General features: G+C 73.3%; 24 protein-coding genes. 18 read left to right on the top strand and 6 right to left on the bottom strand.

Going from position 1 to position 26,558, the window contains the following annotated elements; translation table 11 throughout:
* Nucleotides 1-17 precede the first annotated feature (17 nt).
* Together mshA and ABEE00_RS00320 are read left to right on the top strand one after the other, a co-directional pair.
* The gene (gene mshA / locus ABEE00_RS00315; protein ID WP_345743094.1) at nt 18-1,379 is read left to right on the top strand and encodes a D-inositol-3-phosphate glycosyltransferase; all 1,362 of its coding nucleotides are present in this window, start codon (nt 18-20) and stop codon (nt 1,377-1,379) included.
* Nucleotides 1,372-1,893: a type III secretion system chaperone family protein gene (locus tag ABEE00_RS00320; RefSeq protein WP_345743095.1), complete on the top strand. Its 522-nt coding sequence runs from the start codon at nt 1,372-1,374 to the stop codon at nt 1,891-1,893. Before mshA ends, ABEE00_RS00320 begins: the two co-directional genes overlap by 8 nt.
* A 57-nt stretch (nt 1,894-1,950) precedes the next feature.
* Here ABEE00_RS00320 and ABEE00_RS00325 read toward each other — a convergent pair whose 3' ends face one another.
* The gene (locus ABEE00_RS00325; RefSeq protein ID WP_345743096.1) at nt 1,951-3,357 is read right to left on the bottom strand and encodes an MDR family MFS transporter; all 1,407 of its coding nucleotides are present in this window, start codon (nt 3,355-3,357) and stop codon (nt 1,951-1,953) included.
* 312 nt (nt 3,358-3,669) lie between these two features.
* On the opposite strand from ABEE00_RS00325, the gene ABEE00_RS00330 reads away from it, so the two are divergent.
* Together ABEE00_RS00330 and ABEE00_RS00335 are read left to right on the top strand one after the other, a co-directional pair.
* Nucleotides 3,670-5,619, top strand: a complete 1,950-nt coding sequence (locus ABEE00_RS00330; RefSeq protein ID WP_345743097.1) for a helix-turn-helix domain-containing protein — start codon at nt 3,670-3,672, stop codon at nt 5,617-5,619.
* A gap of 84 nt (nt 5,620-5,703) precedes the next feature.
* Nucleotides 5,704-6,462 (top strand): phosphoglyceromutase, encoded by a 759-nt coding sequence (locus tag ABEE00_RS00335; protein WP_345743098.1) that lies wholly within the window; start codon nt 5,704-5,706, stop codon nt 6,460-6,462.
* 163 nt (nt 6,463-6,625) lie between these two features.
* On the opposite strand, the gene ABEE00_RS00340 is transcribed toward ABEE00_RS00335, so the two are convergent.
* Complete coding sequence (locus ABEE00_RS00340; protein ID WP_345743099.1) at nt 6,626-6,775, bottom strand: hypothetical protein; 150 nt, start codon at nt 6,773-6,775, stop codon at nt 6,626-6,628.
* Between the two features lie 231 nt (nt 6,776-7,006).
* Complete coding sequence (gene phoU / locus ABEE00_RS00345) at nt 7,007-7,714, bottom strand: phosphate signaling complex protein PhoU (RefSeq protein ID WP_345743100.1); 708 nt, start codon at nt 7,712-7,714, stop codon at nt 7,007-7,009.
* A gap of 349 nt (nt 7,715-8,063) precedes the next feature.
* On the opposite strand from phoU, the gene phoR reads away from it, so the two are divergent.
* Complete coding sequence (gene phoR / locus ABEE00_RS00350) at nt 8,064-9,395, top strand: two-component system sensor histidine kinase PhoR (protein ID WP_345743101.1); 1,332 nt, start codon at nt 8,064-8,066, stop codon at nt 9,393-9,395.
* Entirely contained in the window at nt 9,392-10,072 is a 681-nt protein-coding gene (gene phoP, locus ABEE00_RS00355) for a two-component system response regulator PhoP (RefSeq protein ID WP_345743102.1), read from the top strand. The genes phoR and phoP overlap by 4 nt, the downstream gene beginning before the upstream one ends.
* A 140-nt stretch (nt 10,073-10,212) precedes the next feature.
* On the opposite strand, the gene ABEE00_RS00360 is transcribed toward phoP, so the two are convergent.
* Entirely contained in the window at nt 10,213-10,860 is a 648-nt protein-coding gene (locus tag ABEE00_RS00360; protein WP_345743103.1) for a DUF461 domain-containing protein, read from the bottom strand.
* 713 nt (nt 10,861-11,573) lie between these two features.
* Between ABEE00_RS00360 and ABEE00_RS00365 the strand changes: the two genes are divergently transcribed.
* From ABEE00_RS00365 to ABEE00_RS00420, 12 genes are all read left to right on the top strand, one after another.
* Nucleotides 11,574-12,056, top strand: a complete 483-nt coding sequence (locus tag ABEE00_RS00365; protein WP_345743104.1) for a CarD family transcriptional regulator — start codon at nt 11,574-11,576, stop codon at nt 12,054-12,056.
* Nucleotides 12,057-12,437: 381 nt separating this feature from the next.
* On the top strand, nt 12,438-13,190 hold the full coding sequence (gene ispD / locus ABEE00_RS00370) for a 2-C-methyl-D-erythritol 4-phosphate cytidylyltransferase (protein WP_345743105.1): 753 nt from the start codon (nt 12,438-12,440) through the stop codon (nt 13,188-13,190).
* The gene (gene ispF / locus ABEE00_RS00375) at nt 13,180-13,668 is read left to right on the top strand and encodes a 2-C-methyl-D-erythritol 2,4-cyclodiphosphate synthase (protein WP_345743106.1); all 489 of its coding nucleotides are present in this window, start codon (nt 13,180-13,182) and stop codon (nt 13,666-13,668) included. Before ispD ends, ispF begins: the two co-directional genes overlap by 11 nt.
* A gap of 167 nt (nt 13,669-13,835) precedes the next feature.
* Nucleotides 13,836-14,444, top strand: coding sequence for a GNAT family N-acetyltransferase (locus ABEE00_RS00380; RefSeq protein WP_345743107.1), 609 nt, complete (start codon nt 13,836-13,838; stop codon nt 14,442-14,444).
* Nucleotides 14,445-14,491: 47 nt separating this feature from the next.
* Nucleotides 14,492-16,045, top strand: a complete 1,554-nt coding sequence (locus ABEE00_RS00385) for an ABC transporter substrate-binding protein (protein WP_345743108.1) — start codon at nt 14,492-14,494, stop codon at nt 16,043-16,045.
* Between the two features lie 108 nt (nt 16,046-16,153).
* Entirely contained in the window at nt 16,154-17,890 is a 1,737-nt protein-coding gene (locus ABEE00_RS00390; RefSeq protein ID WP_345743516.1) for an ABC transporter permease subunit, read from the top strand.
* Nucleotides 17,891-17,902: 12 nt separating this feature from the next.
* Complete coding sequence (locus ABEE00_RS00395) at nt 17,903-19,381, top strand: MFS transporter (protein WP_345743109.1); 1,479 nt, start codon at nt 17,903-17,905, stop codon at nt 19,379-19,381.
* 146 nt (nt 19,382-19,527) lie between these two features.
* Nucleotides 19,528-19,938, top strand: coding sequence for a PPOX class F420-dependent oxidoreductase (locus ABEE00_RS00400; protein WP_345743110.1), 411 nt, complete (start codon nt 19,528-19,530; stop codon nt 19,936-19,938).
* 107 nt (nt 19,939-20,045) lie between these two features.
* Entirely contained in the window at nt 20,046-21,455 is a 1,410-nt protein-coding gene (gene cysS / locus ABEE00_RS00405) for a cysteine--tRNA ligase (protein ID WP_345743111.1), read from the top strand.
* An 87-nt stretch (nt 21,456-21,542) separates the two neighbouring features.
* The gene (gene rlmB / locus ABEE00_RS00410; RefSeq protein ID WP_345743112.1) at nt 21,543-22,493 is read left to right on the top strand and encodes a 23S rRNA (guanosine(2251)-2'-O)-methyltransferase RlmB; all 951 of its coding nucleotides are present in this window, start codon (nt 21,543-21,545) and stop codon (nt 22,491-22,493) included.
* Nucleotides 22,494-22,708: 215 nt separating this feature from the next.
* Nucleotides 22,709-24,496 (top strand): DoxX family protein, encoded by a 1,788-nt coding sequence (locus ABEE00_RS00415; RefSeq protein WP_345743113.1) that lies wholly within the window; start codon nt 22,709-22,711, stop codon nt 24,494-24,496.
* A 173-nt stretch (nt 24,497-24,669) separates the two neighbouring features.
* On the top strand, nt 24,670-25,038 hold the full coding sequence (locus ABEE00_RS00420) for a MerR family transcriptional regulator (RefSeq protein WP_345743114.1): 369 nt from the start codon (nt 24,670-24,672) through the stop codon (nt 25,036-25,038).
* Between the two features lie 39 nt (nt 25,039-25,077).
* On the opposite strand, the gene ABEE00_RS00425 is transcribed toward ABEE00_RS00420, so the two are convergent.
* Nucleotides 25,078-25,833 carry a nucleotidyltransferase family protein gene (locus ABEE00_RS00425; RefSeq protein WP_345743115.1) on the bottom strand — a complete coding sequence of 252 codons (756 nt, stop codon included), beginning with the start codon at nt 25,831-25,833 and terminating at the stop codon, nt 25,078-25,080.
* A 52-nt stretch (nt 25,834-25,885) separates the two neighbouring features.
* Complete coding sequence (locus ABEE00_RS00430) at nt 25,886-26,362, bottom strand: hypothetical protein (protein WP_345743116.1); 477 nt, start codon at nt 26,360-26,362, stop codon at nt 25,886-25,888.
* Nucleotides 26,363-26,558 lie beyond the last annotated feature (196 nt).

A 26,558-nucleotide genomic window follows, 5' to 3' on the forward strand; every position in this document is an offset into this window, starting at 1 on the left:
GAGGAGGCATTCCGCCCGTGAGCCAGTACGCCCCCAGGCTCGGCCAGCGGCGCAGCCGCCCCCCGCAGCCGCAGCGGCCAGCACGGCTCCGCATCCCGGGACCGGGAAGGCGACCCCGCAGGGTGGCCATGCTGAGCGTGCACACCTCACCCCTGCACCAGCCGGGCACCGGCGACGCGGGCGGCATGAACGTCTACATCGTCGAGCTCGCCCGGCAGCTCGCGGCGCAGGGCACCGAGGTCGAGATCTTCACCCGCGCCACCACCGGCGCGCTGGAACCCGAGGTAGAGCTCGCCCCCGGTGTCCTGGTGCGGCACATCGACGCCGGACCCTATGAGGGCCTCGCCAAGGAGGAACTGCCCGCCCAGCTCTGCGCGTTCACGCACGGAGTGATGCAGGTGTGGGCGGGGCACCGTCCGGGTTACTACGACCTGGTGCACTCCCACTACTGGCTCTCCGGGCACGTCGGCTGGCTCGCGGCCCAGCGCTGGGGCGTCCCGCTGGTGCACGCGATGCACACCATGGCGAAGGTCAAGAACGCCTCCCTCGCCGAGGGCGACACCCCCGAGCCCGCCGCCAGGGTCATCGGCGAGACGCAGATAGTGCAGGCCGCCGACCGGCTGATCGCCAACACCGCGGAGGAGGCGGGCGAGCTCGTACGGCATTACGAGGCCGACCCCGCGCACACCGCCGTCGTGCACCCCGGCGTGAACCTCGACACCTTCCGCCCCGCGGACGGCCGCGCGGCGGCACGCGCCCGCCTCGGACTGCCGCAGCACGCGGTGATCCCGCTCTTCGCGGGCCGCATCCAGCCGCTGAAGGCGCCCGACATCCTGCTCCGCGCGGTCGCGCTGCTGGTGGACGAGGACCCCTCGCTGCGCTCCCGCCTCGTCGTCCCCGTGGTCGGCGGGCCCAGCGGCAGCGGCCTCGCCAAGCCGGAGGGCCTGCAGAAGCTCGCGGCCCGGCTGGGCATCGCCGACCTCGTGCGCTTCCATCCGCCGGTGGGCCAGGAGGGGCTGGCCGACTGGTACCGCGCCGCGAGTGTGCTGGTCATGCCCTCGTACAGCGAGTCCTTCGGGCTCGTCGCCGTCGAGGCCGAGGCATGCGGCACCCCGGTGATCGCCGCCTCGGTCGGCGGACTGCCGGTCGCGGTGCGCGACGGGCAGAGCGGCTATCTCGTACAGGGGCACGACCCTGCCGAGTACGCGCGGGCGCTCCGCCGCTTCGTCGACGACGACGGGCTCGCGGCGCAGATGGGCGGAGCGGCGGCGACGCACGCGCGCGGCTTCGGCTGGGACGCCGCCGCCTCCTCGACCCTGGACGTCTACACCGCCGCGATGCAGGCCAGGAGGCGTCGCCTACGATCGGCCCATGGCTGACGCGACGCAGCAGACGCAGGCGGAACGGGACGCACGGCAGGTCATCGAGTCCGCGCTCCGGGAGGCCGGGGTCGAGTGGGAGAGCCCCGAGCCCGGCTCGTACGTGGCGAAGCTGCCCGGCACCAAGAAGCTGTCCACGACCCTGTCGCTGCTGGTGGGCAGGCACGCGCTGTCCCTGAACGCGTTCGTGATCCGCCGCCCCGACGAGAACGCCGAGGGCGTCCAGCGCTGGCTGCTGGAGCGCAACCTCAAGCTGTACGGCGTGAGTTACGCGGTCGACCGGCTCGGCGACGTCTATCTGACCGGCAAGCTCCCGCTGGCCGCCGTCACCGCCGAGGAGGTGGACCGGCTCCTCGGCTCCGTGCTGGAGGCGGCCGACGGCGCCTTCAACACGCTGCTGGAGCTGGGCTTCGCGACGGCCATCAGGCGCGAGTACGAATGGCGCGTCTCGCGCGGCGAGTCCACCCGCAACCTGGAGGCGTTCAGCCACCTCACGGGGCCCTCGACGGAGTAGGGGCCTTAGGGGCCCTAGGGGTCCTAGGGGCCTTAAGGGTCCTAAGGAGTACGGGGGTCAGGCGGGCGAACCCTTACGGGGTCCGGGCACGCCCTCCCCCTCAGGGGCCGCCCCTTCCGGGTTCCCCTCAGGGCCCCCGCCGGAGTCCTCCTCCCGCATGCGGCGCACCAGCACCCCGTACACCGCTGCCGCAGCCGTGCCCAGCAGCGCGCAGCCAGCCCACAGCGCGGGCGAACCGAGGCCGTCGATCACCAGCCCGCCCAGCAGCGGCGCCCCGAGCGAGGCCAGTGCCCAGGAGAGGGTGAAGACGCCCTGGTAGCGGCCCCGGCCGTGGGTCGGCGAGAGCCGCACCACCAGGCCCATCTGGGTCGGGGTGTAGACGATCTCGCCGAGGGTCCAGACGAGGACCGCGAGCGCGAAGAAGCCCACCGAGCCGGCGAACGCGTTGAGCCCGAAGCCGTACCCCATGAGCAGCGCCGAGACCATCAGCGTCAGCCCCGGATCGCGCCGCTCGATCATGCGGGTCACGGGGATCTGCAACAGCACGATCAGCACCCCGTTCGCGGCGATCACCATGCCGAAGTCCGTGCTGGAGAAGCCCTCCTTGCCCATGGTCACCGGCAGCGCCACGAAGGCCTGCTGGATCATGGTGGCCATCACCAGGTTCAGCGCGACGACCGTCATGAAGCGCCCGTCCCGCAGCACCGTCCACAGCGAGACCGCGCCGTCGGCCACGGCCGCCCGGCCCCTAGGGGAGGTCCCGGAGCCCTGCTCGGAGCCCTGCTCCGAGCCCTGGTCGGACCCCTGACCCGACCCCTGATCCGGCCGGGACTCCGGCAGCTTGGCGAACACCACCAGCGCGCAGAGCAGCACCAGCGCCGCCTCGCCGAAGAACAGCACCCGGTAGCTGTACTGCGCGATCAGCCCGGCGGCCGAGGAGGACACCGCGAAACCCAGGTTCACCGCCCAGTAGTTGAGGGAGAAGGCCCGCACCCGGTCCTTCGCCGGCACCAGGTCCGCGATCATCGCCTGCACCGCCGGGCGCGAGGCGTTGGACGCCATGCCCACCGCGCACGCCGTGACCGCGATGGCCACCGGGTGCTCCATGAAGGCGAGCGCCGCCACCGAGACCGCGGTGCACACCTGCGCGCACATCATGGTCGGCCGCCGCCCCAGCCGGTCGGTGAGCACCCCCGCGACCACCGAGGCCAGCACCCCGCCGAGCCCGTAGAGGGCGCCGACGAGCCCCGCGTACGAGGCCGAGTAGCCGCGCTCGGTGGTGAGGAAGAGGGCGAGGAAGGTGGCGACGAAGGAGCCGAGCCGGTTCACCAGGGTGCTGGTGAACAGCCACCAGAACGCGCGGGGCAGCCCGGTCACGCTCTCCGCCACGGCGCGGCGGGCACGGACGGCGAGGGGCAGGAGAGGTGGTCCTGCGGAGGGTGGTCGGGCTGCGGCTCGGGGCATCTAAGGGGCTCCCAGTAAGGGGCGGGTGGGGGAACCGGCAACATACTGAGGGCCGTTGAGCCGCCGCCACCGAATTGATGGCGGCCGTCAATCGTCCCACCCAGCCCCTAGGGGCCACCCGTCCCCTAGGGACCGCTCAGCCCGTAGGGGGCCCCGGCATTCAGGGGGCCACCCGTCCCTTAGGGGCCTCCCGTCCCTTAGGGACCGCTCAGCCCGTAGGGGCCCGGGCCCCAGCATTCAGGGGACCGCCCAGGCCTCAGACCCCCCGGCCCTTGGAGGGCTTCCGCCACAGGCGTGTGTAAGCGTGTTCCCATGCCGCACATCCCCGGGGAGCAGCCGGCGGCCCCCTCCCCACCGACCGACGTCTCCTGCGCGTACCTGGAACTCCTCGCCCGCGGCGCACCCGCCGAGGCGTACGAGGAGCCGCTCGCCGAGGCCCGCGAGGCGGGTGCGCCGGACGCGGAGCTGGCGGCGCTCCGCCGGGGCAGGGAGCTCGCGCTGCGCATCCGCGCCGAGCAGGAGGGCAGGCGGCGCCGCGAGGCCGAGCTGACCGCGCTCATCGAGACGGTGCACGACCTGGCCGGGGTGCGCGGCCTGGACGAGGTGCTGCGCGCGATCGTGCAGCGCGCGCGTTCGCTGCTCGGCGCCGAGCTCGGCTACCTGGCGCTCACCGACCCCGACAGCGGCGACTCCTACATGCGGGTCACCGTCGGCTCGGTCTCGGCGCGCTTCCAGCAGCTCCGGCTCGGCATGGGCGACGGGCTCGGCGGCCTGGTCGCGCAGACGGCACGCCCGTACGCCTCCGACGACTACCCGCACGACGACCGCTTCCTGCACACCGAGCCCATCGACACCGCGATCGGCGAGGAGGGCCTGGTCTCCATCCTCGGGGTGCCGCTGCTGCTCGGCGGCGACGTGATCGGCGTGCTGTACGCGGCGCACCGCAGGGCGCGCGCGTTCGACCGCGAACAGGTCGCGCTGCTCGGCTCGTTCGCCGCGCACGCCGCCGTGGCCCTCGACAACGCGCGGCTGCTCACCGAGACCCGCGAGGCGCTGGCGGGACTGGAGTCGGCGAACGAGACCATCCAGCGCGCCGGCGAGGTGCACGACCGGCTCACCGAGCTGGTCCTGCGCGGCGGCGACGTGGACGACGTGGCGGCGGCCGTCGCGCGGGTGCTGGACGGCGAGGTGGAGTTCCTGCCCCCTGAGGAGGCTTCGGCGCTCCCCGCGGTGGAGCGCTCCCGGAGCGCCGGGTACGCGGTGTGCGACGGCGACACCTGGGCCGCCGCCGTCTCCGTCTCGGCCGGCGGCGAACTCCTCGGCGCGCTCCTCCTGCGCGGCCGCCCCGCGCTGGCCCCGGTGGACCAGCGCACCTTCGAGCGCGCCGCGATGGTGACCTCGCTGCTGCTGCTCGCCAGGCGCTCGGCCGACGAGGCCGAGCAGCGCGTACGCGGCGAGCTCCTGGACGACCTGCTGGAGGCGACCGACCGCGACCCCCGCCTGCTGCGCGAGCGCGCGGCACGGCTGCGCGCGGACCTGGACGCGCCGCATGTGGTGCTGGCGGCGCGGTACGAGGACGGGGAGGACGCGCAGGCCGGGGCCGACACCTCGGGCCCCTCGGGCAGCGCCGCCCGGCAGCGGCTCTGGGCCGCCGCCTCCCACCTCGCGGCCACCCGCTGCGGTCTGGCCGCTGCCAGGGAGGGCGGCACGGTCCTGCTGCTCCCGGTCGCCGGGGGCGAGGAGGGCGCCGCCTCCCGCGTCGCCGCCGAGGCCGCTGCCCAGCTCGGCGCCGCCGTGGGCGGCCAGGTCACGGTCGGCGCCTCGGCCCCCGTACCGGCTCCCGCCGCCGCACCGTCCGCTGTGGCCGCCGGCTATGCGGAGGCCCGCCGCTGCGTGGCCGCGCTGCGTACCCTCGGCCGCTGCGGCGAGGGCGCGGCCGCCGGGGACTTCGGCTTCCTGGGCCTGCTGCTCACCGGCGAGGGGACCCGCGACGTCGCCGGCTTCGTACGCCGCACGCTCGGCCCCGTGCTGGACTACGACGAACGGCGCGGCACCGGACTGCTCGCCACCATGGACGCCTACTTCGCCTCCGGCATGAGCCCCGTGAAGGCCAAGGACCGGCTCCACGTGCACGTGAACACCGTCGCCCAGCGCCTGGAACGGGTGGCCCAGCTCCTCGGCGAGGACTGGCAGTCACCGCAGCGCGCCCTGGAGACCCAGCTCGCGCTGCGCCTGCACCGCATGTCCGGCGCCCTCGACTGACACATGACCGGCGCCACCTGTCCGGCGTCCCCGACTGACACGCCGGTCGCTGGGGTCGTACGCCGCCGCAGTAGGCTCGGAGGCATGGCCGACGCACCGTACAAGCTGATCCTCCTCCGCCACGGCGAGAGCGAGTGGAACGCGAAGAACCTGTTCACCGGCTGGGTGGACGTCAACCTCAACGAGAAGGGCGAGAAGGAGGCAGTCCGCGGCGGCGAGCTGATCAAGGACGCCGGCCTGCTGCCCGACGTGCTGCACACCTCCGTCCAGAAGCGCGCGATCCGCACCGCGCAGCTCGCGCTGGAGTCCGCCGACCGGCACTGGATCCCGGTGCACCGCTCCTGGCGCCTCAACGAGCGGCACTACGGCGCGCTCCAGGGCAAGGACAAGGCCCAGATCCGCGAGGAGTACGGCGAGGAGCAGTTCATGCTCTGGCGCCGTTCGTACGACACCCCGCCGCCGGAGCTGGAGGACGGCGCCGAGTTCTCGCAGAGCGGCGACCCGCGCTACGCGGGCATCCCCAGCGAGCTGCGCCCCCGCACCGAGTGCCTCAAGGACGTCGTCACGCGCATGCTGCCGTACTGGTACGACGGCATCATCCCCGACCTCCGCGCGGGCCGCACCGTCATGATCGCCGCCCACGGCAACTCGCTGCGCGCGCTGGTCAAGCACCTGGACGGCATCTCCGACGAGGACATCGCCGGCCTGAACATCCCCACCGGCATCCCCCTGTCCTACGAGCTGGACGCCGACTTCCGCCCCGTGAAGCAGGGCGGCACCTACCTCGACCCCGAGGCGGCGAAGGCAGCCATCGAGGCGGTAAAGAACCAGGGCAAGAAGTAGCCCTCAGCCCCCCGCAGACAGACCGGGGGCCCTGCCCCGTCGAACCGGGCAGGGCCCCCGGAGTCGTCTCCGGCCCCTGGTGCGGTGCCCTCGCGGCCGTACCGTGCCGCTAGGACGTGTCTTGCGGATCAGCCCGGGGCCGCGGCGCCTGGCACGGCACGCCCTAGCCGCAGCTTCCGCCGCAGGAGCACGGGCCGCCGGACTGGCAGCCGCAGCCGCATCCCGGGCCGCAGCCGCAGGCGCCCAGCAGGGGCAGCAGCGGGCGGTCCTCGGACAGCTGGGGCGGTACGGCGGTGTCGGGGGAGTCAGCCATGGGTGTTCCCTCCTTATAGGACAGGCGCGGCCGTCGTCTGCCTGCTGCCCATTCCAGCGCGGTCCGCGACGGGCGCATCAAGGGCGCGTGGGAGCACGGGAGTTCACCCGCACACGTACGCGCCCGTACCCGCACATCGCCCCGTACACGCAGCCGCACCCGCACCGGCCAACGCGCAGTCGCACGCGCATGCGCACCCGCCCCCGCCCCCGCGCCGGCCGAGGCGCAGCCTCAGGAGCCCTCCACCGGCGCCGTGCCGTCGTTGGCCGCGTTGGCGGCGGCCGCCGGGTCGATCTCGTCCGCGTAGTCGCCGGTGACCAGGTAGACCACGCGGCGGGCCACCGAGACCGCGTGGTCGGCGAACCGCTCGTAGTAGCGCCCGAGCAGGGTCACGTCCACGGCCGTCTCGATGCCGTGCTTCCAGCGGTCGTCCATCAGGTGCTGGAAGAGCGTCCGGTGCAGGTCGTCCATGGCGTCGTCGTCCTGCTCCAGCTGCATGGCCAGGTCGATGTCCTTGGTGATGATGACCTCGGCGGCCTTCGCCATCAGCCGCTGCGCGAGCTGACCCATCTCCAGCAGCGTCGCCTGGAGGTCGCGGGGCACAGCCGACTCGGGGAACCGCAGCCTGGCCACCTTGGCGACGTGCTGCGCCAGGTCGCCGGAGCGCTCCAGGTCGGCGCTCATCCGCAGGGAGGTGACGACTATCCGAAGGTCGGTGGCGACCGGCTGCTGGCGGGCGAGCAGTTGTATCGCCCGGGTCTCCAGATCGCGCTGCAGGTCGTCCACCTTTTCGTCGGAGGCGATCACGCTCTCCGCGAGCTTGAGGTCCGCGTCCAGCATCGCTGTGGTGGCGCGGCCGATGGCGGAGCCGACGAGCCGGGCCATCTCGACCAGGCTGTCGCTGATCGAGTCCAGCTCCTCGTGGTACGCGTCCCGCATGGCTGTCCTTCCTCACATTTCCGTTTCCGCGGCCGGACCCGGACCGCGCAAGCGGCGGTCACGGAGCCCCCGGCCCGGGGCATTCATGGCGGAGCACAAGCCTCTCCACGCTCCCACGCTGCGTCCGGAATGCGTCAGCCTCCGACCCCTGGAATGAATCAGTGGAAACCCTGAGGTGAACTCTGAGAGACGCCGCCCCTACGCCATGATCCACAACCGCTCCGACCGGCCCCCGAGCGGCGTTCCCGGTGAACCGGCACCGACGTGCCGGTGAATTCTGGTGGACGAACGTTCGAGTCTGCTCCTGAGGCTCTGGGGCGCTGTCAGAGATGGCGCATAACCTTGTGGCATGGACGTGAACGCGGCGGTCGCCGCAGTGACCGCGATCGCCGGGCTGTGCACCGGCGTCATCGCGGTGCTGGCGTTCCGCTGGAGCGAGCGGGAGCAGACCCGCCCCACGCGTACCTCGCTGCACACCGACGCCGTGCTGCCGCCCGGCGTCGACACGGTGCTGTCCGTGCTCCGCTCCTCGGCGGTGGTGCTCGACGAGAGCGACGCCGTGGTCAAGGCCAGCTCCGCCGCGTATGCGCTGGGCCTGGTGCGCGGCGGCAGGCTCGCCGTCGAGCCGATGCTGCGCATGGCCAGGGACACCCGGCGGGACGGCGAGATACGCCAGATCGAGCTGGACCTGCCCCGCAGGGGCCAGGGGAGGAGCGACGCCCTCGCGGTGTCGGCGCGGGTCGCCCCGCTCGGCTCCCGGCTGGTGCTCCTGCTGGTCGAGGACCTGACGGAGGCCCGCCGCATCGAGGCGGTGCGCCGCGACTTCGTGGCGAACGTGAGCCACGAGCTGAAGACCCCGGTCGGCGCGCTCTCGCTGCTCGCCGAGGCGGTGACGGACGCCTCCGACGACCCCGAGGCCGTCGAGCGCTTCGCGGGCCGGATGCAGAACGAGTCGGCGCGGCTGAGCAGCCTCGTCCAGGAGCTCATCGACCTCTCCCGGGTGCAGAACGACGACCCGCTCGAGGACTCCGAGCCCGTGCGTGTGGACGAGCTGGTCACCGAGGCCATAGACCGCTGCCGCAACACCGCGGCCAGCAAGCACATCACCCTGGCGGCAGGCGGCACCGAGGGCCTGCACGTATGGGGAAACCGAGGGCAGCTCGCCGCCGCCCTCGGCAACCTCGTGGAGAACGCCGTGAACTACTCGCCGGCCCGCACCCGGGTCGGCATCGCGGGCCGCAGGGTCCAGGCATCCGGCGGCGACCTGATCGAGATCGCGGTGACCGACCAGGGCATCGGGATCTCCGACAAGGACAAGGAGCGGATATTCGAGCGGTTCTACCGCGTCGATCCCGCCCGCTCCCGCGCCACCGGAGGCACCGGGCTCGGCCTCGCGATCGTCAAGCACGTGGCCGCCTCGCACGGCGGGGAGGTCACCGTGTGGAGCGCCGAAGGACAGGGCTCCACCTTCACCCTGCGACTGCCCGAGGCCGGCAACGCCCGGGACAAGGCCGAGGCCGCCCGCCGCGGCCGCGAGCGCTTCGCAGGAACACCGCAGGAACCGGCCGTCTTCGAGGGCGAGGAGCGGCCGCAGTACGAGGACGGCACCGGCGCCGCCCACCATTACCCTTCAACTGATTCGCTTCGCGACCCAGATGCTGCTCCGGAGGTCCTCCCGTGACCCGAGTGCTCGTCGTCGAGGACGAGGAATCGTTCAGCGACGCACTGTCGTACATGCTCCGCAAGGAAGGCTTCGAGGTCGCGGTCGCGGCCACGGGCCCCGAGGGGCTCGATGAGTTCGAACGCAACGGCGCCGATCTGGTGCTGCTCGACCTGATGCTGCCCGGACTGCCCGGCACCGAGGTGTGCCGCCAGCTCCGGGGGCTCTCCAACGTCCCGGTGATCATGGTGACCGCCAAGGACAGCGAGATCGACAAGGTGGTCGGCCTGGAAATAGGGGCCGACGACTACATCACCAAGCCCTACTCCACCCGCGAGCTGGTGGCCCGGGTCCGCGCGGTGCTGCGCCGCCGCGGCGAGCCCGAGGAGGTCACCCCGGCGGCCCTGGAGGCGGGGCCCGTACGCATGGACGTGGACCGGCACGTGGTCACCGTCGGCGGCGACAAGATCGACCTCCCGCTCAAGGAGTTCGACCTGCTGGAGATGCTGCTGAGGAACGCGGGCAGGGTGCTGACCCGCATGCAGCTCATCGACCGCGTCTGGGGCGCCGACTATGTGGGCGACACCAAGACCCTGGACGTCCACGTCAAGAGACTCCGCGCCAAGATCGAGCCCGACCCGGGCGCCCCGCGCTACCTGGTCACGGTGCGCGGGCTGGGGTACAAGTTCGAGCCGTAAACCGGCCCCTGCCGCCACGGCGGCCCCGCGCCCCCGCGGCGCGCATGCGGGAGGGCCCCGGCCGACCGGCCGGGGCCCTCCCGCATGTTCAGGGGCGCACGGATGCGCGCGGACGCGCGGGCGCTGCGCTCAAGCTCCGCTCAGTGGCCGGCGTGCTCCCCGCCGGCCTGCTGCGAAGCGTCGGCACCCGGCGAAGCGCTCTCGCCCTGGCCCGCCGACTCGGAGGGCTTGCCGGACGGCTTCTCCGAGGGCTTGCCCGAGGGGGAGGAACCCTGCGAGGGAACGCCGGACGGGCCGACCTTCTCCCACTGGTGGTTGGCCGGCACCACGGAGGCGCGCAGCTTCACCGGGCCCGTGCTGCTGAGGTCGAAGGTCACCGGCTGCGCGTTGCCGTCCGCGACCCCCGCCTTCTTGGCGTCGGGCAGCTCGGCGGCCGCGTTGTCCGCGCCGCCCAGGGCCAGCGAGCCGCCGGCGGGGACGACCAGCTTCTTCTCACCCTTGGCCGGGCTCAGCTTCGCCTTCACAGAACCGACGGCGAGGTCCTGGAGTTCCTGGTCCTTGTCGCCGTCGTTGAAGACGCGCCCGGTGACGGTCGCGGGGCCCGAACCGTCGGGCGCCGTCACGATGTTGACGTTCTGGACCTTGACGTCGCCGACAGTGGCGGCGGCGTTGTCCGGCCGCACCTGGCCGGTCTGCGCGTCGTTGCCCGCACCGCATGCGGACAGCGTGAGGACGGAGAGCGTGAGGGCGGTGGCGGCGAGGGTGCCGCGTCGAAGGCTGCTGCTCACGGCGGCGGCATCTCCTTGGCGAGCTCAGGCGGCCGAACTGCGTGCCGGTCGCGTACGGATGGGTGACCCCGCGGAGGCAGGGCACGTCCTGCGGACGTGATCTGTAGCGGCCTCAGATTACCGAGCCGCCTCGCACGCCCCGCACCCGACCCTCCCACCGCGCGCGCCGCGCGCACCCGACCGCGCACCGGTACGCCCTTCCGAGGAGCCCGTACGAGCGTCCGACGGGCCCGTACGAGGTGCGCACGAGGTCGGTACGGGCGGGTCCGTACGAGGTCCGCGCGGGGGATTCCGGTGAATACCCGAGGAGATCACGAGGAGATCAACGGGAGATCCCGCAGAGCCGTCCCCGGAATTGATCAACGCTGATCGGCATTGTGTGACGGCCCTCCGAACCAATTCTTGGAAAAGTCTTCGCCGGTCCTGGCCAGGACCCGAACTCCGCCCGGACGAGCGGGGACTTAGAGCCGGACAAACCGGACGCTCCGCCTCTGTCCGGGGGTCTTCTTCGGGTGCGATCGGACCGTAACGCCCGCGTTTCGCACGGCTCGCACAGCGCCTCCGACCTGCGAATACCTCTCTCCGGCCGCCCTCGGAAGCACGGTCGGGGGTGCGTTGTCAAGCCCCGAGATGCGGCCTGACCTGCGAAAACGCCATTCAGAAGAGGGCGTTCCCGTGTTACCCTGGATAGCCACGGAAGGGGTACCTGACACATGACGTTCAAGGTTGGCGACACCGTGGTCTATCCCCATCACGGGGCCGCGCTGATCGAGGCCATCGAAACTCGCCAGATCAAAGGCGTGGACAAGACCTACTTGGTTCTGAAGGTTGCGCAGGGCGACTTGACGGTTCGTGTGCCAGCGGACAATGCGGAGTTCGTGGGCGTACGCGACGTTGTCGGCACCGACGGGCTGGACCGGGTCTTCGAGGTGCTCCGCGCACCGTATGCCGAAGAGCCCACCAACTGGTCCCGGCGGTACAAGGCGAATCTGGAGAAGCTCGCGTCCGGCGATGTGATCAAGGTGGCCGAGGTCGTCCGCGACCTGTGGCGCCGCGAGCGCGAGCGCGGCCTCTCCGCAGGTGAGAAGCGCATGCTCGCCAAGGCCCGGCAGATCCTGGTGAGCGAGCTCGCCCTTGCCGAGAACACCAACGAGGACAAGGCCGAGGCCCTGCTCGACGAGGTCCTCGCCTCCTGAACGACCGCCCCCGACTGTGACCGCCGTGCCGGCCCGCCCGGCGACGCGGTCCCCCTGGGTGCGACCGCGAAGGACCGATGCCGCGGTGCCCGCTGACACGACGAGACGTCTGTCGCCGGGCGCTGCGGCATGTCTGTAGGAGCTATGGGGCATGTCTTCGGGCCTCACAGCCGTGGGGCCCGAGGTTTTTCCGTGGTACCGGCGCCCGGCACCGTCCGCACATGTCACAGTTCACCGTGCTGAGCACAGTGCCGACGGGCGTGCCGGGCCCGGGCAGCTCTCCCGACCCGCTGTCACGGAAGGGTCTGGTCGGGGTGTCGCGCCCGGCACGCTGAGGCCATACCCATCCCGGCTGAGGACACAAACCTGAACGCGCAACCGATGTCACTTCACTCCATGGGCGAGTCCGCGCCCAACTCCCGTACGGCCGCGGTCATTCCGGCCGCAGGACGCGGTGTACGCCTCGGGCCCGGCGCCCCCAAGGCCCTGCGCGCCCTGAACGGCACCCCGATGCTGGTGCACGCCGTCCGCGCCATGGAGCGGGCCCGCGCGGTCTCGCTCGTCGTGGTCGTCGCGCCGTCCGACGGAACCGCCGAGGTCAGGCACCTGCTGGACGAGCACCTGCTCTCCGACGTGCTGGTCGTGCCCGGCGGCGAGACCCGGCAGGAGTCGGTACGGCTCGGCCTGGAGGCCCTGCCCGACGACGTCTCCGTGGTGCTGGTGCACGACGCGGCCCGGCCCCTGGTGCCGGTGGACACCGTGGACGCGGTCGCGGACGCGGTGCGCGACGGGGCGCCCGCCGTGGTGCCCGCGCTCCCCGTCCCCGACACCGTCAAGGAGGTCGAGCCCCGCGGCGCCGGGGAGGCCGAGCCGGTCACCGGGACCCCTGACAGGGCCCGGCTGCGGGCCGTGCAGACCCCGCAGGGGTTCGCCCGTACGGTGCTGGCCGAGGCTCATGAGCGGGTGGCCTGCGAGGGGGAGGGCGCGACCGACGACGCCGGGATGGTGGAGCGCACCGGGGTCGAGGTCGTGGTCGTGCCGGGGCACGAGGAGGCGTTCAAGGTGACCCGCCCGCTGGATCTCGTACTGGCCGAGGCGGTTCTCGCGCGGAGGAGGGCCACCGATGGCTTCTGAGGGAATGCCGCTGGTCGGCATCGGCACCGATGTGCACGCCTTCGAGAAGGGGCGCGAACTGTGGTGCGCCGGGCTGCTGTGGGAGGGCGAGGAGTACGGGCTCGCCGGGCACTCCGACGGTGACGTGGCCGCGCACGCCGCGTGCGACGCGCTGTTCTCGGCGGCGGGCATCGGGGATCTGGGCGCGCACTTCGGCACCTCGCGGCCCGAGTGGTCCGGTGCCTCCGGGGTGGCGCTGCTGAGCGAGGCGGCGCGGCTCGTACGGGAGGCCGGCTTCGTCATCGGCAATGTGTCGGTGCAGGTCATCGGCGTACGCCCGAAGATCGGGAAGCGGCGCGAGGAAGCGCGGAAGGCGCTGTCCGAGGCGGCCGGCGCCCCGGTCTCGGTGTCCGGGACCACCACCGACGGCCTGGGCCTGACCGGCCGCGGCGACGGGCTGGCGGCGGTGGCCACGGCGCTGGTGGTGCGGGCGGGGTAACGCGAGAGCTGCGGCCGCGCCCTGGCCCTTGGGGGCTGAGATCCCTTACGGGGCGCCCTTCCCCTTACGGGGCGCCCCTCCCCCTAGGGGCGCCCTCCGCACCTGGGCCCCAGCCTGAAAAGCAGGCCCGCCGCTCCTGCGAAGTGGTCGCAGTTACTCTTGAGGCGATGTCCTCGTATGTACTGCGCACCGCCACCGACGCCGACGTGGATGCCGCGCGGAGCGTCATGCTCGACACCGTGTACGGCGACCTCCGGTCCGGCTACGTGCCGCGCTGGCACCGGGACATCATCGACATCGAGGGCAGCTATCTGCGCCCGGAGCGGCGCACGCTGCTGGTCGCGGTGGCGCCGGACGGCGAGGTCGTGGCGACCGGAGCGGTGCGCGACCAGGGCCCGCAGGCGCCGCCCAACCCGGAATGGGTGGCCGAGCGCTATCCCTCGGGGAGCACCGCGCAGCTCTGCCGGATCTACGTACGGCCCGGGTACCGCAGGCTCGGGATCGCCCGCGCCATGGTGCGCGAGCTGTCCGCCTTCGTCGCGCGGGCCGGCGGCTACGACGCGATCTATCTGCACACCGACCCCGGGGTGGAGGGAGCCGAGGGCTTCTGGCGGTCGGTCGCGCAGGAGGTGTGCGACGAGCGGCTGCTCCCGGGCGGGGGTCAGGGGATCATCCACTTCGCGCTGCCCGTGCCCGACCCCGAGGACCCCTACGGCCCCTACGGGTCGGAGTCCGGCGGCGCCTTCCTTCCCCCTGCCGCGGCGGCCACCGGCTGAGCGCGGCCCTCCACCCGTACCAGCACCACCCCTTAAGGTTCCGACACATGTGCCCCATACGTCGCTCCCGCCTCCTCGCCCTGACCTCCGTCACCCTGATGTCCGCCGGGGCGCTCACCGCGTGCGGCGGGCAGGACGCGGGGGACGGCGACCGGCTGCGGGTCTCCATGGCCTTCCCGCCGGCCCAGGCGCTGAGCCCCTACGGGGACGACGCGGTCACCCTGAGCAGGCTCTCCGTGACCGAGGGCCTGACGAAGCTGGGCGGCGACGGCGAGGTGAAGCCGGCGCTGGCCACCTCGTGGAAGCCGGGCGACGGCGACAGGGAGTGGACGTTCACGCTGCGCAGGGCGCGGTTCCAGGACGGCAAGGCCGTGGACGCGAAGTCCGTGGTGCGCTCCCTGGAGCACGCCGAGAAGGCGTCGCCCGAGCCGCGGGTGCTCAGCGACGCGGGGAAGCTGAAGGCCGAGGCCGAGGGCGAGCGCACGGTGAAGATCACCAGCAGCGAGCCCGACGCGCTGATCCCGCAGCGCGTGGCCAACCCCTCGCTGGCGGTGCTCTCCGAGGCGGCGTACGCGAAGGCCGGCGGCGCATCGGGCGGGGGCGCGAAGGGCGGCAAGGTCGACCCCAAGGGGCACGCCACCGGGCCCTTCACCGTCACGAAGCTGAACGGCACCTCGGGCGCGACCCTCCAGCGCTTCGACCGGTACTGGGGCGGCAAGGCCGAGTCCTCCGGCGTGGACGTGAAGTTCGTGTCCGACGGCACCGCGCGCGCCAACGCGCTGCGGGCGGGGGAGACGGACATCGCCGAGTACGTGCCGGTGTCGCAGGCTTCCGTGCTGGAGAAGGAGCAGGTGCACGAGGTGCCCACGGCGCGCACCAACAGCCTGTACCTCAACACCCGTAAGGGTGCCCTCGCGGACCCGGGCCTGCGGGCCGCCGCGCGCTCGGCCGTGGACAGCAAGGCCCTGGTCAAGGGCGTGTACGAGGGTCATGCCGACGAGCCGCAGGGGCTGTTGGGCCCCGGTGTGAAGTGGGCCGCGGAGCAGCGGAAGAAGGCCGGGAAGGACGCGGCGGCCGACCGCGCGGAGCCCGCCCCGGCGAAGGACGTGAAGAAGGCGAAGACGATCACGCTCGCCACCTACACCAACCGCCCCGAGCTGCCCGAGGTCGCCACGGCGCTCCAACAGCAGCTCAAGAAGGCCGGGTTCACGGTGAAGCAGGAGGTGCGGGACTACGCGCAGATGGAGTCCGACGCGCTGGCCGGGAAGTACGACATGTTCCTCCAGGCGCGCAACACCCTGCTGGACACCGGCGATCCGGTCTCCTACATGCAGTCCGACTTCACCTGCGACGGCTCCTTCGACATCTCCCAGCTCTGCGACGAGGACGTGGACGCGGCCGTGCGCGAGGCCGCCGGCACGACGGACACCGGGAAGCGGCAGCGCGCCGAGCTGAAGGCCGAGGCGAAGATCCTCGGCACCGACGCGGTGGTCCCGGTGCTGCACGAGCGGTTCATCCAGGGCGTGGGCGAGGACGTGAAGGGCGTCTCCCTCGACCCGATGGAGCGCACCCTGGTCACCGCCGACACCCGCCGCGGCTGAGCCCGCGCCCGTGAAGCCACGTCCCCGCGAAACCGCGACAGCGAAGCCCCGCCCCATGAACTCCCGCCCCATGAGCTCTCAGCCGTGAAGCCCCCGTCGACCCCGGCGCTGCGCACCCTTACGGGGAGGGTCGTCGCCGCTCTCGGGGTGCTGCTGGTGCTCGGGCTGCTGCCCTGGCTGACCCGTACGGATCCGGCGCGCACGATCCTGCACGCGCGCTATGCGGACCGGGAGCCCACGCCCGACGCACTGGCCGCGATCCGGGACGAGACCGGGCTGAGCGATGGGCCCCTAAGGGTTTTGGGCCGGTGGTTCGCCGGGCTGTCGCACGGCGACCTCGGCACCTCATGGGTGTCAGGGGAACCGGTTGCCCCCGACGTCCTCTCCGGGCTCGGCGTCTCCCTGACCCTCATGGGGGTCTCCCTAGGGGTCGCCCTGGTGGTGGCCGCGCTCCTCTCCGTACGGACCCTCAGGGCAGGGGCGCTCGGTCGGGGGCGTGCGCTCACCAGGGCGCGCGCCGGAACGGTGGGCGCCGTGCTGGCCGCGCTGCCGGAGTTCCTGCTGGCCTCCGTGCTGGCCGCGGTGTTCGCCGTACAGCTCGGCTGGTTCCCGCCGCTGGGCTGGGGCGGCGCAGAGGACGCCGTGCTGCCCGCGCTCGCGATGGGCGTACCGGCAGGCGCGCTGCTCGGGCGGCTGCTGGACGACGCGCTGCCCGGCGCGTACGCCGAGCCCTGGGTGCGCACCCAGCGGGCCTTCGGCATCCCGCCCGCGCGCCTGGCGAGGAACGCGCTGCGCCGCGTGCTCCCGCCGCTCCTCCCGCAGTTGGGCTTCGTCGTGGTCGGGCTGACCGGCGGCGCGGTCGCGGTGGAGACCCTGTTCGCGATCCCCGGCCTCGGCAAGACGGCGCTGGACGCGGCCGTCGACCAGGACCTTCCTGTACTCCAGGCCGCCGTGCTGCTGTTGCTGGCGCTGGGCGTGCTGGTGGGCGCGCTCGTCGGCCTCGTACGCCGGGTGCTGATCGGTCCCGCGCTGGACGCCGCCGCGCTGCCCGCTCTGCGGCGGCCCGGCGTACGCGCGGGCCGGACGGTGCTGTGGGCCGCCGCGGCCCTCGTGCTGCTGCTGTGCGCGGTGATCGTGGCGGGCATGCTGCGCGACCCCCTGCACGTGGACACGGCGGCACGGCTCACGGGCCCCGGGGCCGCGCATCCGCTGGGCACGGACTCGCTGGGCCGCGACGTACTGGCCAGGCTGGGCCACGGAGCGGGCCGTACGGTGCTGACCGCGCTCGGCGTGGGCGCCGCGAGCCTGGCGCTCGGGCTCCTGCTGGGCGCCGGTGCGCCGGGACGCTGGACCACAGGACTGCGCGAGGTCGTGAACGCGCTGCCGCCCGTCGTCGCCGGACTCGTCGTCGCCGGGCTCCTCGGCCCCGGCGCGTGGGGCGCGGCCGTCGCGGTCGCCGCCGTCGCCTGGGCACCGCTCGCCGCGCACACCGCCGCGCTGTACGAGGAGGAGCGCGCCGCCGCGCACATCGAGGGCGCGGTGGCCCTGGGCGCCGGGCGGTGGCACCTGCTGACCCGGCACGTGCTGCCCGGCGTGCTCCCCGCCGTGCTGCGGCACGCCCTGTTGCGGCTCCCCGCCGTCGCGCTCGCCCTCGCCTCGCTCGGCTTCCTCGGCCTGGGCGAGGGCCCGCCCGCCCCCGAATGGGGCCGCATGCTCTCGGAGAACATGCCGTACGCCGAGCGCGCCCCGTGGTCCGTGCTGGCACCCGCGGCGGGGCTGTGCGCGGTGGGGGCGCTCGCCGCGTTGCTTGGCGGCCTCCGGAGTGGTTCCGGAGGCCGCTCGTGACGGCGTACGGAGATGTGCGCTCGACCGTGCGGATCAGCCCTGCGGGCTGGGGCGGGCTGCGCCCTGCGGGCCTTCGGCCTGCGCCGTGCCCTGCGGGCGGCCGGCTCGCGCCGTGGGGCGAGTCCCGCTTTGACCGTGCCGGTCGGCCTCGTGGTCGGGGGCCGGGTCGCGCTTCGACCGCCGGCCACTTCCGCTGTGCGACTTTCCGCTGCGGCGGACAGGGGGTGGTCACCCGTGCGTGATCTGACCGAGATACGTGGGCTTCCCGCCGGCATCAAGACGCTCGCGCTCACCCAACTCGCCTTCAACGTCGGGTTCTTCGCCGTCCTGCCGTACCTCGCCGCCCATCTCGGGCAGGGCGGGCTCGGCATGGGCGGGTGGCTCGTGGGGCTCGTGCTGGGGCTGCGCACCTTCAGCCAGCAGGGGCTGTTCGTGGTCGGCGGCGCGCTCACGGACCGGTACGGGCCGCGCCCCGTGACCCTTACGGGGTGCGCGCTCCGCATCGCGGGCTTCGCGTGGCTCGGGTACGCGCAGAGCACAGCGGCGGTCATCGGCGCCGTCCTGGTCGTCGGCTTCGCGGCCGCGCTCTTCTCGCCCGCGGTGGAGTCGGAGACCGCGCGCCAGGCGGTCAGGCACGAGGAGGCGACGGGCCACCCGCGCGCCCGTACCCTCGCGGTCTTCTCCGCCGCAGGTCAGGCGGGCTCCTTCCTCGGTCCCCTGCTCGGCTCGCTGCTGCTGCTCGCCGACTTCCGCGCCGCCTGCCTCGCGGGCGCCCTCGTCTTCGTCGCCGTACTGGCCGCGCAGTGGCGCCACATGCCGCGCCGCGCCCCGCGGCACACCGCATCCCCTACGGGTACGGGTACGGGGAAGCCCCGCGCGGCGACCCGCAGCGTGCTGGCCAACCCCGCGTTCCTGCTCGTGTGCTGCGGCTACAGCACCTATCTGCTCGCGTACAACCAGCTCTATCTGGCGCTCCCCGAGGAGGTCGTCAGGGCCACCGGATCGCAGGCCGCGCTCGGCTGGCTGTTCGCGCTCTCCTCGCTGCTGGTCGTCTGCGCGCAGCTCCCCGTGACCCGCAGGGCGGGAGCCCGGAGCGACCACAGGGGAACGCTGTGCGCCGGACTGCTCGTGGTGGCCGCCTCGTTCGCGGTCGTGGCCTGCGCCGCGCCGTTCGGTCCGACCGGCCCCTACGGGCTGCTCCCGGCCGCCGGGTACGTCCTGCTCCTCACCCTCGGCCAGATGCTGGCGGTGCCCGCGGCCCGCGCGCTGGTCACCGAGCACGTGCCGGAGCGGCACCTCGGCTTCGCGATGGGCGCCATGTCCTCCCTGTCGGGGCTCGTGGTGCTCGGCGGCAGTTCGGCGACCGGCGCGCTGCTGGGCAGCGGGCTGGGCCAGGGCACGGTGTGGGCCGTGCTCGCCGCCGTACCCCTACTGGGCGCGCTGGCCGCCCGCGCGATCCCCGCAGCGGCGCCCCCGAGCCCACCCCGATGACCCGGTCCCGGCCCCCGCACGAGTGCACATGAACCCGTGTGAAGACGGGCGGAACATCGTGCGCTGACGACCCGTTCCCCTAGGGCGTGAGATAGACCGGCAGTCCGCAACGTCAGCGCACCACCGCCCAGAAGGGACCCCGCTCCGTGCCCGAGAAAGCCTCGCTCTCCGACGGACTCAAGGACCTGCTCGACGACACGGTCTTCGTCACCATCGCCACGATCCAGCCGGACGGCAGCCCGCAGCTCTCCCCGGTGTGGGTGAAGCGGGACGGCGACGACGTGCTGATCTCCACCACCGAGGACCGCCGGAAGACCGCGAACATCCGGCGCGACCCCAGGGTCACCCTGGTCGTGCAGCCCGCGGACGACCCGTATGTCTACTCCGAGATCCGCGGCACCGCCACGCTCGCCTCCGAGGGCGCGGACGCGTTCCTCGACGAGATCTCCCGCAAGTACACCGGCAAGGACTACCGGGACTTCAACCCGGCCTCGGCGGACGACGGCGAGCGGCTGATCATCAGGGTCAGCCCTCACAGGGTCGTCGGCAGGATCTGAGCCAGGGACCGCAAGGACCGCCGCTCCCGGGACCGCCGTTCCCGGTGCCGCCGCCCGGACGCGAGGCGGCGGCACCGGCATTCGCTCACGCCTACTACCCTTGACGCGTGACTCTTCGCCTGTACGACACCAGCGCCCGGCAGATCCGCGATTTCAGCCCCCTCGTGCCGGGCTGTGTCTCGATCTACCTGTGTGGCGCCACCGTGCAGGCCGCACCGCACATCGGGCACATCCGCTCGGGGCTCAATTTCGACATCATGCGCCGCTGGTTCGCCTACCGCGGCTACGCCGTGACGTTCGTCCGCAACGTCACCGACATCGACGACAAGATCATCGTCAAGGCCGCGGACCAGGGCAGGCCGTGGTGGTCGATCGGGTATGAGAACGAGCGCGCCTTCAACGCCGCGTACGACGCCCTCGGCTGCCTGCCGCCCACCAACGAGCCGCGCGCCACCGGGCACATCCCCGAGATGATCGAGATGATGCGCGCCCTGATCGACCGCGGTCACGCGTACGCGGCGGACGGCAACGTCTACTTCGACGTCCGTTCGTACGGGGACTACCTCCAGCTCTCCAACCAGGAGCTGGACAACCTCCTCCAGCCCGCAGGCGAGGGCGAGACCGGCAAGCGCGACCCCCGCGACTTCGCGATGTGGAAGGCAGCCAAGCCGGACGAGCCGAGCTGGGACACCCCGTGGGGCCGCGGCCGCCCGGGCTGGCACCTGGAGTGCTCGGCGATGGCGCACAAGTACCTGGGCTCCGAGTTCGACATCCACGGCGGCGGCGTAGACCTGGTCTTCCCGCACCACGAGAACGAGATCGCGCAGTCCAAGGCGTACGGCGACGCCTTCGCGCGCTACTGGGCGCACAACGCCTGGGTGACCATGAGCGGCGAGAAGATGAGCAAGTCGCTCGGCAACTCGGTGCTGGTCAGCGAGATGGTCAAGCACTGGCGCCCGATCGTCCTGCGCTACTACCTGGGCTCCCCGCACTACCGCTCCACCATCGAGTACAGCGAGGAGTCCCTGCGCGAGGCCGACTCCGCGTTCGCGCGCATCGAGGGCTTCCTCCAGCGCGCGAGCGAGACCGTCGGCAGGGTCGCGCCCGCCGACGGGGTGCCGGACGCCTTCGCCGAGGCGATGGACGACGACTTCTCCGTACCGCAGGCGCTCGCCGTCGTGCACACCACCGTCCGGCAGGGCAACGCGGCCCTGGGCGAGGGCGACACCGCCACGGCGGCCACCGCGCTCGCCGAGGTGCGGGCCATGCTCGGCGTGCTCGGCCTCGACCCGCTGGACCCGCAGTGGGCCGGCGAGGGCTCGGGCGGCGCGCGCGGCGAGGACCTGAACGCGGTCGTCGACTCCCTGGTGCGCCTGGTGCTGGAGCAGCGCCAGGCCGCGCGGGCGCGCAAGGACTACGCGACGGCCGACGCGATCCGCGACGAACTCAAGGGCGCGGGGCTCGTCATCGAGGACACCCCCGCAGGCCCGCGCTGGGAGCTCGGCGGCCCCGCGTAAACGGCGTACGGCACAAGCCCACACACAACGGCAGCCGGGGCCGGAAACCGTCACCGGCACGGCAAGCAGAGAAACAGGTGCAGTGACATGGCGGCAAACAACCAGCGCGGAAACCAGCGCGCCTCGGGCAAGAAGGGCGCCCAGATCGGCAGCGGCGGCAAGCGCCGGCGCGGCCTGGAGGGCAAGGGCCCGACGCCGCCCGCCGAGATGCGCAAGGGCCACGCCAAGCAGCGCGCCGCGCAGGCCAAGGCGCGGCGCGCGCAGGGCAAGCAGCAGCAGCGCAGGGGCGGCAAGGGCACGTCCGAGCTGGTCGTCGGCCGCAACTCGGTGGTCGAGGCGCTGCGCGAGGGCGTCCCGGCGAACACGCTGTACGTGCAGCAGTTCATCGACAACGACGAGCGGGTGCGCGAGGCCGTGCAGCTCGCCGGCGAGCGCGGCGGCATCCACCTCATGGAGGCCCCGCGCCCCGAGCTCGACCGCATGACCAACGGGCTCAACCACCAGGGCGTCGTCCTCCAGGTCCCGCCCTACGACTACGCGCACCCGGAGGACCTGACCGCCGCCGCCTTCGACGAGGGCGAGGACCCGCTGATCGTCCTGCTGGACGGCGTGACCGACCCGCGCAACCTCGGCGCCGTGGTGCGCTCGGTCTCCGCGTTCGGCGGGCACGGCGTGGTGGTTCCCGAGCGCCGGGCGGCCGGGATGACCGCGGGCGCCTGGAAGACCTCGGCCGGCACGGCGGCGCGTACGCCGGTGGCCCGGGCGGCCAACCTGACCAGGACGCTCGAGGCGTACAAGAAGGCGGGCGTCATGGTCGTCGGCCTGGCCGCCGACGGCGAGGCCGACCTCACCGAACTGGACGCCCTGGAGGGCCCGGTGGCGATCGTCGTCGGCAGCGAGGGCAAGGGGCTCTCGCGCCTGGTCGGCGAGACCTGCGACGTACGCGTGCGCATCCCGATGCCGGGCGGCGCCGAGTCGCTGAACGCGGGCGTCGCCGCGGGCGTCGTGCTGTACGAGGCGGCCCGCCGCAGGAGTTGAGCCCCTCGGCGCCGGGGCCCGGGCCCTGTCCGGGACCGGTTCCGGCGCCCGGGTCCCCCTCAGGGGGCGTGGCGGGAACGGATGTTTGGTGCGCGGCCGGATGCCCGCGCCCCCGCGCCCACACGGGACAACACGCGTGACTTCGGGGCGTCTTGACGGTTCTCGGACAGATCGTTGGGTCAAGGCAGTGTCTTAAACGTCCATCACTCGGTTAGATGAGCGTGGACACGAGAACATCCCGCACACCCGGCCCCTCGGGAGCGCGCCCGGGGGAGCCCCCCGGCGGCCCGCGCGGATTCTTCGACGACGAGCCCACGTTGAGCTCGGTCAAGGTCCCCTCCGACCCCGCCCAGGTCGTTGTGAGCCATGCGAGCTTCCGCGTCCAGCTCGCGTCGCCCCCCACCGCGGCGCAGGGCGCGCGCACGCGCGCGCCCGTGCTCGGCGGTTCGGCGCGCACCTCACGCCCCGACGCGCGCCCTTCGGGGAATCCCGCTGACACGGGGCAGATTCCGGCCGCCGCCGGCTCCGCCGCGGCCGCCACCGCCGCGGCCGCCACCGCCGCGGGCAGACGGCGCCCCGTCGTCTGGAGCGGGCGCACGGCCGACGGCGCCTCCGAGGGCGATCCCACCGCGCTGCTGAGCGCGGTCGTCGCCGAGGAGGAGCGGGACACCGGCGAGGCGGGAGCCTCCACCCAGGTGCTGCCCCGCGTCGAGGAGGAGCGGCAGGCCGCCCCCGGCACGGTGGTCGGCCCGCGCGATCCGGACGCCGCCGAGACCACCAGGCCGCAGCCGCTGCTCAGCGGAGTGCGGCCGGCGCGGGGCGCGTTCGACGAGCCGGAGCACCCCGGGTTCCCGGAGCGCGAGGCGTACGCGGACCCCGACGCCCGGGGCGCGGGCGCCGCGGCGGGCACAGCGGCCGAGAGCGACCGGCGCCAGGCGTACTACCCCATGCGCCGCATGAACCTCGGCGTCGTGCTGCTCCCGCTGCGCATCTTCCTCGGCTTCATCTCCATCTACGCCGGGATGAGCAAGCTGTGCGACCCCGTCTACTTCGACGGCGGCGAGCGCGGGTCGATGGTGACCTGGCTGCGCAGCCTCGAGCCGTGGACGATCGCCTCGCCGCTGCGGGACTTCGCGCTCCAGCACCCGGTCGGCGCGGGGCTCACGGTGGCCTTCCTCCAGGTCATCGTCGGTGTGCTCACGATCTGCGGGCTGTGGCAGCGGCTCGCCGCCGGATTCGGCGCCCTGCTGTCCGTCGCGCTGCTGCTCACCGTGAGCTGGAGCACCGTCCCCGCGTACGACGCGCCGGACTTCATCTACCTGGCCGCCTGGAGCCCGCTGATCATCGCCGGCGCCCCGGTGTATTCGGTCGACGCGCATCTCGCCGTCGAGGCCTGGAAGAAGCTCGGGCCCCGTGTCGCCCTGTGGGACCTGCGCGAACGGGTGCTCAAGCGGGGCGCGCTGATCGCCTCCGTCGTGGTCGGCCTCGCGCTGCTGATCGGCTCGCTGCTGGGCGGCGCGGTGCGCGACTCGCAGCAGTCGACGGTCCCGCAGCGCGGCGAGCAGCCGACCAACCGCCTGCCGGGCAAGCACCTCCCTGGCAGCACCGAGGGCAACCACGAGCGGACGAACTCGGGTTACGGCACCGCCGGCGTCCCCGGCACCCAGGGCCGGACCAACACCCGTCCCTCCGCCGGTCCTTCCTCCGCCGCGACCAGCGGCGCGGGCCGGGAGCAGCAGAGCAGCCGCCCCTCGCAGCGCCCGGGGCAGCGCGAGACGGTGCAGGCGCCGCGGCAGACGGCGCCCCCGGCGCGCCAGTCGGCGCCCGGCAGCGGCACCTCCTCGCAGCCCTCGACGGGCGGTTCCCCGGCGGACGGCCAGTCCTCCACCGGGCCCTCGGGCGACTCAGGGTCCTCCTCCTCGGGCGGTGCCCAGGACGGTTCGGGATCGGACAACGGCGGCAGCGGCGGCGGCCTGGGCGGCCTGCTGGGCGGCGGCAACTGACCGCTCCCCCCCCCGTTTTTCGGGCGTCCCCGCCACGTACGGCGGCCGGGCCCGCGGACCTCGTCCGCGGGCCCGTTCCCTGTCCGCGCACGGTTCCGCACCGTGCGCGGATTCTTTTCGCGCGTCCGGGTGTTGGGAGGGGGAGGGGAGATCCGGGTGACGAGGAGGGGGCCATGCGCATCGGAGAGCTGTCGCACCGTACGGGGGTCAGCGTGCGCCTGCTGCGGTATTACGAGGAGCAGGGGCTGCTGCACCCGCGCCGGCGCCCCAGCGGGTACCGGGAGTTCGGCGAGGAGGACGTCGCCGTGGTGCGGCGCATCCGCACGCTGCTCGGCGCGGGGCTCGGCACCGCGCTGATCGCCGAGCTGCTGCCCTGCATGCGGGAGGACGGCGGGCGGCTGGTGCCGACGTGCGCCGGGATGGTGGAGGAGCTGCGCGCCGCGCGGCAGCAGATGACCAGCACCATCGAGGAGTTGAGGGCATCACGCGCGGCGCTCGACTCGGTGATCGACGCGGCGCCGGTGTTCGCCGGGGCGTCCTGAGGGAGTGCGGGTTTTCCCGTACGGGATCCCGTACGGGGATCAGGCGTCCGGGCCGTGGCCCGCGGCTTCCAGTTCGCGGGCCGCCTCGGTGAGGTCCTTGGCGGTGTCGATCGCGCGCCAGTAGGCGCCCTGCGGTAGCGGGTAGCCGGCGAGCCTGCGCTCGCGCGCCAGCCGGGGGAAAGTGGTGCGCTCGTGGTCGCCGCGTTCGGGCAGCATCGCGGCGAAGGACGGCGCGAAGACGTACACGCCCGCGTTGATCTGGTACGGCGAGGGCGGCGCCTCGATGAAGTCCAGCACATGGCCGAACTGGTCGGTCTCCACGGCGCCCCAGGGGATGCGCGGGCGGGCCAGCGCGAGGGTGGCGGCGGCGTCCCGCTCGGTGTGGAACTCCGCCATCGCGCGCAGTGGGAAGCGCGTCCAGATGTCGCCGTTGGTCGCGTACCAGGGCTCGTCACCGCGGGGCAGCGCGGCCGCCGCGTACTTCAGTCCGCCGCCCCGGCCGAGGGGCTCGCGCTCGATCACCGTACGGACCCGGAGCGGGAGTTCGGCGGCGGCGAGCCACTCCTCCAGCACCTCGGCGAGATGGCCGCAGGAGACGACGGCGTCGGTGACGCCCTCGGCCGCCAGCCAGGCGAGCTGGTGCCCGATGATCGGCGTCCCGGTGCCGGGGATCTCCACCATCGGCTTCGGCCGGTCGTCGGTGTACGGCCGCAGCCGTGAGCCCTGGCCTCCGGCCAGCACGACCGCCTGGGTCGGTGCGGGGTCGGGGGCGGGTGCCGTGTGTGTTGCTGCCATGCCGCGCACCCTAATGGCCGCCCTGAGGGGGTCAGGGGAAGCGCGGCACGGCTCAGTTCATCTGGGCGATGCCGGTGGCGAAGGAGGTGTCGCAGACCGGGCGGGAGTAGAGGTGCGCGCGCTGCGCCGCCCCGTACTTCTGCACGGCGGCCCTGCCGAGTGCCTTCGCGATCGAGGCGCAGTGCTGGGCGAGTGAGGGCTTGCGGGTCATCTCCTTCTGAAGGCTCGTGAGCGCGGCGCCCGGGTTCTTCTCCTGGAGCTCGGCGACCAGACGGTCGCGGAGCACGTCCTGCGGGGCGCGCTGCGCGGAGTGGGAGGTCCCGGTGGCGCCGGCGGCGTCGGGGGTGTCCGTGGTCCCCGCGGCGCCCGTCGACGGGGTGGACGCGGTCTCCGCCGAGGCGGTGAGCTGCGACCCGGAGGGGGCCGTCGCCCACGGGACGCGGGTCACCGCGAGGGTCCCGGAGAGCACGAGGACGACCGGGAGGACTGCTGCGAGGGATCGGCCGATACGGCGAGCTACGTGGTTCACGCCCGTGATGGTAGCGAGCGGTAGTGATATGGCGACATTTAGTCACCCTGTCGAGCGATGAGAAAAGTCGGCTGTTCGAGCTTGGGGTTGACGCGTAGCCCCTGCGGTGGAACGCCAACCGGGCCCGTACGCGGGTGAGTTGAGCGCGTACGGGCCCGGCGGGGTGTGTTCGGGGTCGGGCGCGGTGATGCTGGGG

Origin of the sequence: Streptomyces odontomachicola, assembly GCF_039605595.1 — a bacterium.
GTDB lineage: Bacteria > Actinomycetota > Actinomycetes > Streptomycetales > Streptomycetaceae > Streptomyces.

Coding starts and splice junctions, on each gene's coding strand:
- ABEE00_RS00425 (WP_345743115.1), bottom strand. CDS start 25,833: ATGGCAGCAACACACACGGCACCCGCCCCCGACCCCGCACCGACCCAG.
- ABEE00_RS00385 (WP_345743108.1), top strand. CDS start 14,492: ATGTGCCCCATACGTCGCTCCCGCCTCCTCGCCCTGACCTCCGTCACC.
- phoU (WP_345743100.1), bottom strand. CDS start 7,714: ATGCGGGACGCGTACCACGAGGAGCTGGACTCGATCAGCGACAGCCTG.
- ABEE00_RS00395 (WP_345743109.1), top strand. CDS start 17,903: ATGTGCGCTCGACCGTGCGGATCAGCCCTGCGGGCTGGGGCGGGCTGC.
- ABEE00_RS00365 (WP_345743104.1), top strand. CDS start 11,574: ATGACGTTCAAGGTTGGCGACACCGTGGTCTATCCCCATCACGGGGCC.
- ABEE00_RS00330 (WP_345743097.1), top strand. CDS start 3,670: ATGCCGCACATCCCCGGGGAGCAGCCGGCGGCCCCCTCCCCACCGACC.
- ABEE00_RS00325 (WP_345743096.1), bottom strand. CDS start 3,357: ATGCCCCGAGCCGCAGCCCGACCACCCTCCGCAGGACCACCTCTCCTG.
- ABEE00_RS00415 (WP_345743113.1), top strand. CDS start 22,709: ATGAGCGTGGACACGAGAACATCCCGCACACCCGGCCCCTCGGGAGCG.
- ABEE00_RS00380 (WP_345743107.1), top strand. CDS start 13,836: ATGTCCTCGTATGTACTGCGCACCGCCACCGACGCCGACGTGGATGCC.
- phoR (WP_345743101.1), top strand. CDS start 8,064: ATGGACGTGAACGCGGCGGTCGCCGCAGTGACCGCGATCGCCGGGCTG.
- ABEE00_RS00420 (WP_345743114.1), top strand. CDS start 24,670: ATGCGCATCGGAGAGCTGTCGCACCGTACGGGGGTCAGCGTGCGCCTG.
- ispF (WP_345743106.1), top strand. CDS start 13,180: ATGGCTTCTGAGGGAATGCCGCTGGTCGGCATCGGCACCGATGTGCAC.
- ABEE00_RS00340 (WP_345743099.1), bottom strand. CDS start 6,775: ATGGCTGACTCCCCCGACACCGCCGTACCGCCCCAGCTGTCCGAGGAC.
- rlmB (WP_345743112.1), top strand. CDS start 21,543: ATGGCGGCAAACAACCAGCGCGGAAACCAGCGCGCCTCGGGCAAGAAG.
- ABEE00_RS00335 (WP_345743098.1), top strand. CDS start 5,704: ATGGCCGACGCACCGTACAAGCTGATCCTCCTCCGCCACGGCGAGAGC.
- ispD (WP_345743105.1), top strand. CDS start 12,438: ATGTCACTTCACTCCATGGGCGAGTCCGCGCCCAACTCCCGTACGGCC.
- ABEE00_RS00320 (WP_345743095.1), top strand. CDS start 1,372: ATGGCTGACGCGACGCAGCAGACGCAGGCGGAACGGGACGCACGGCAG.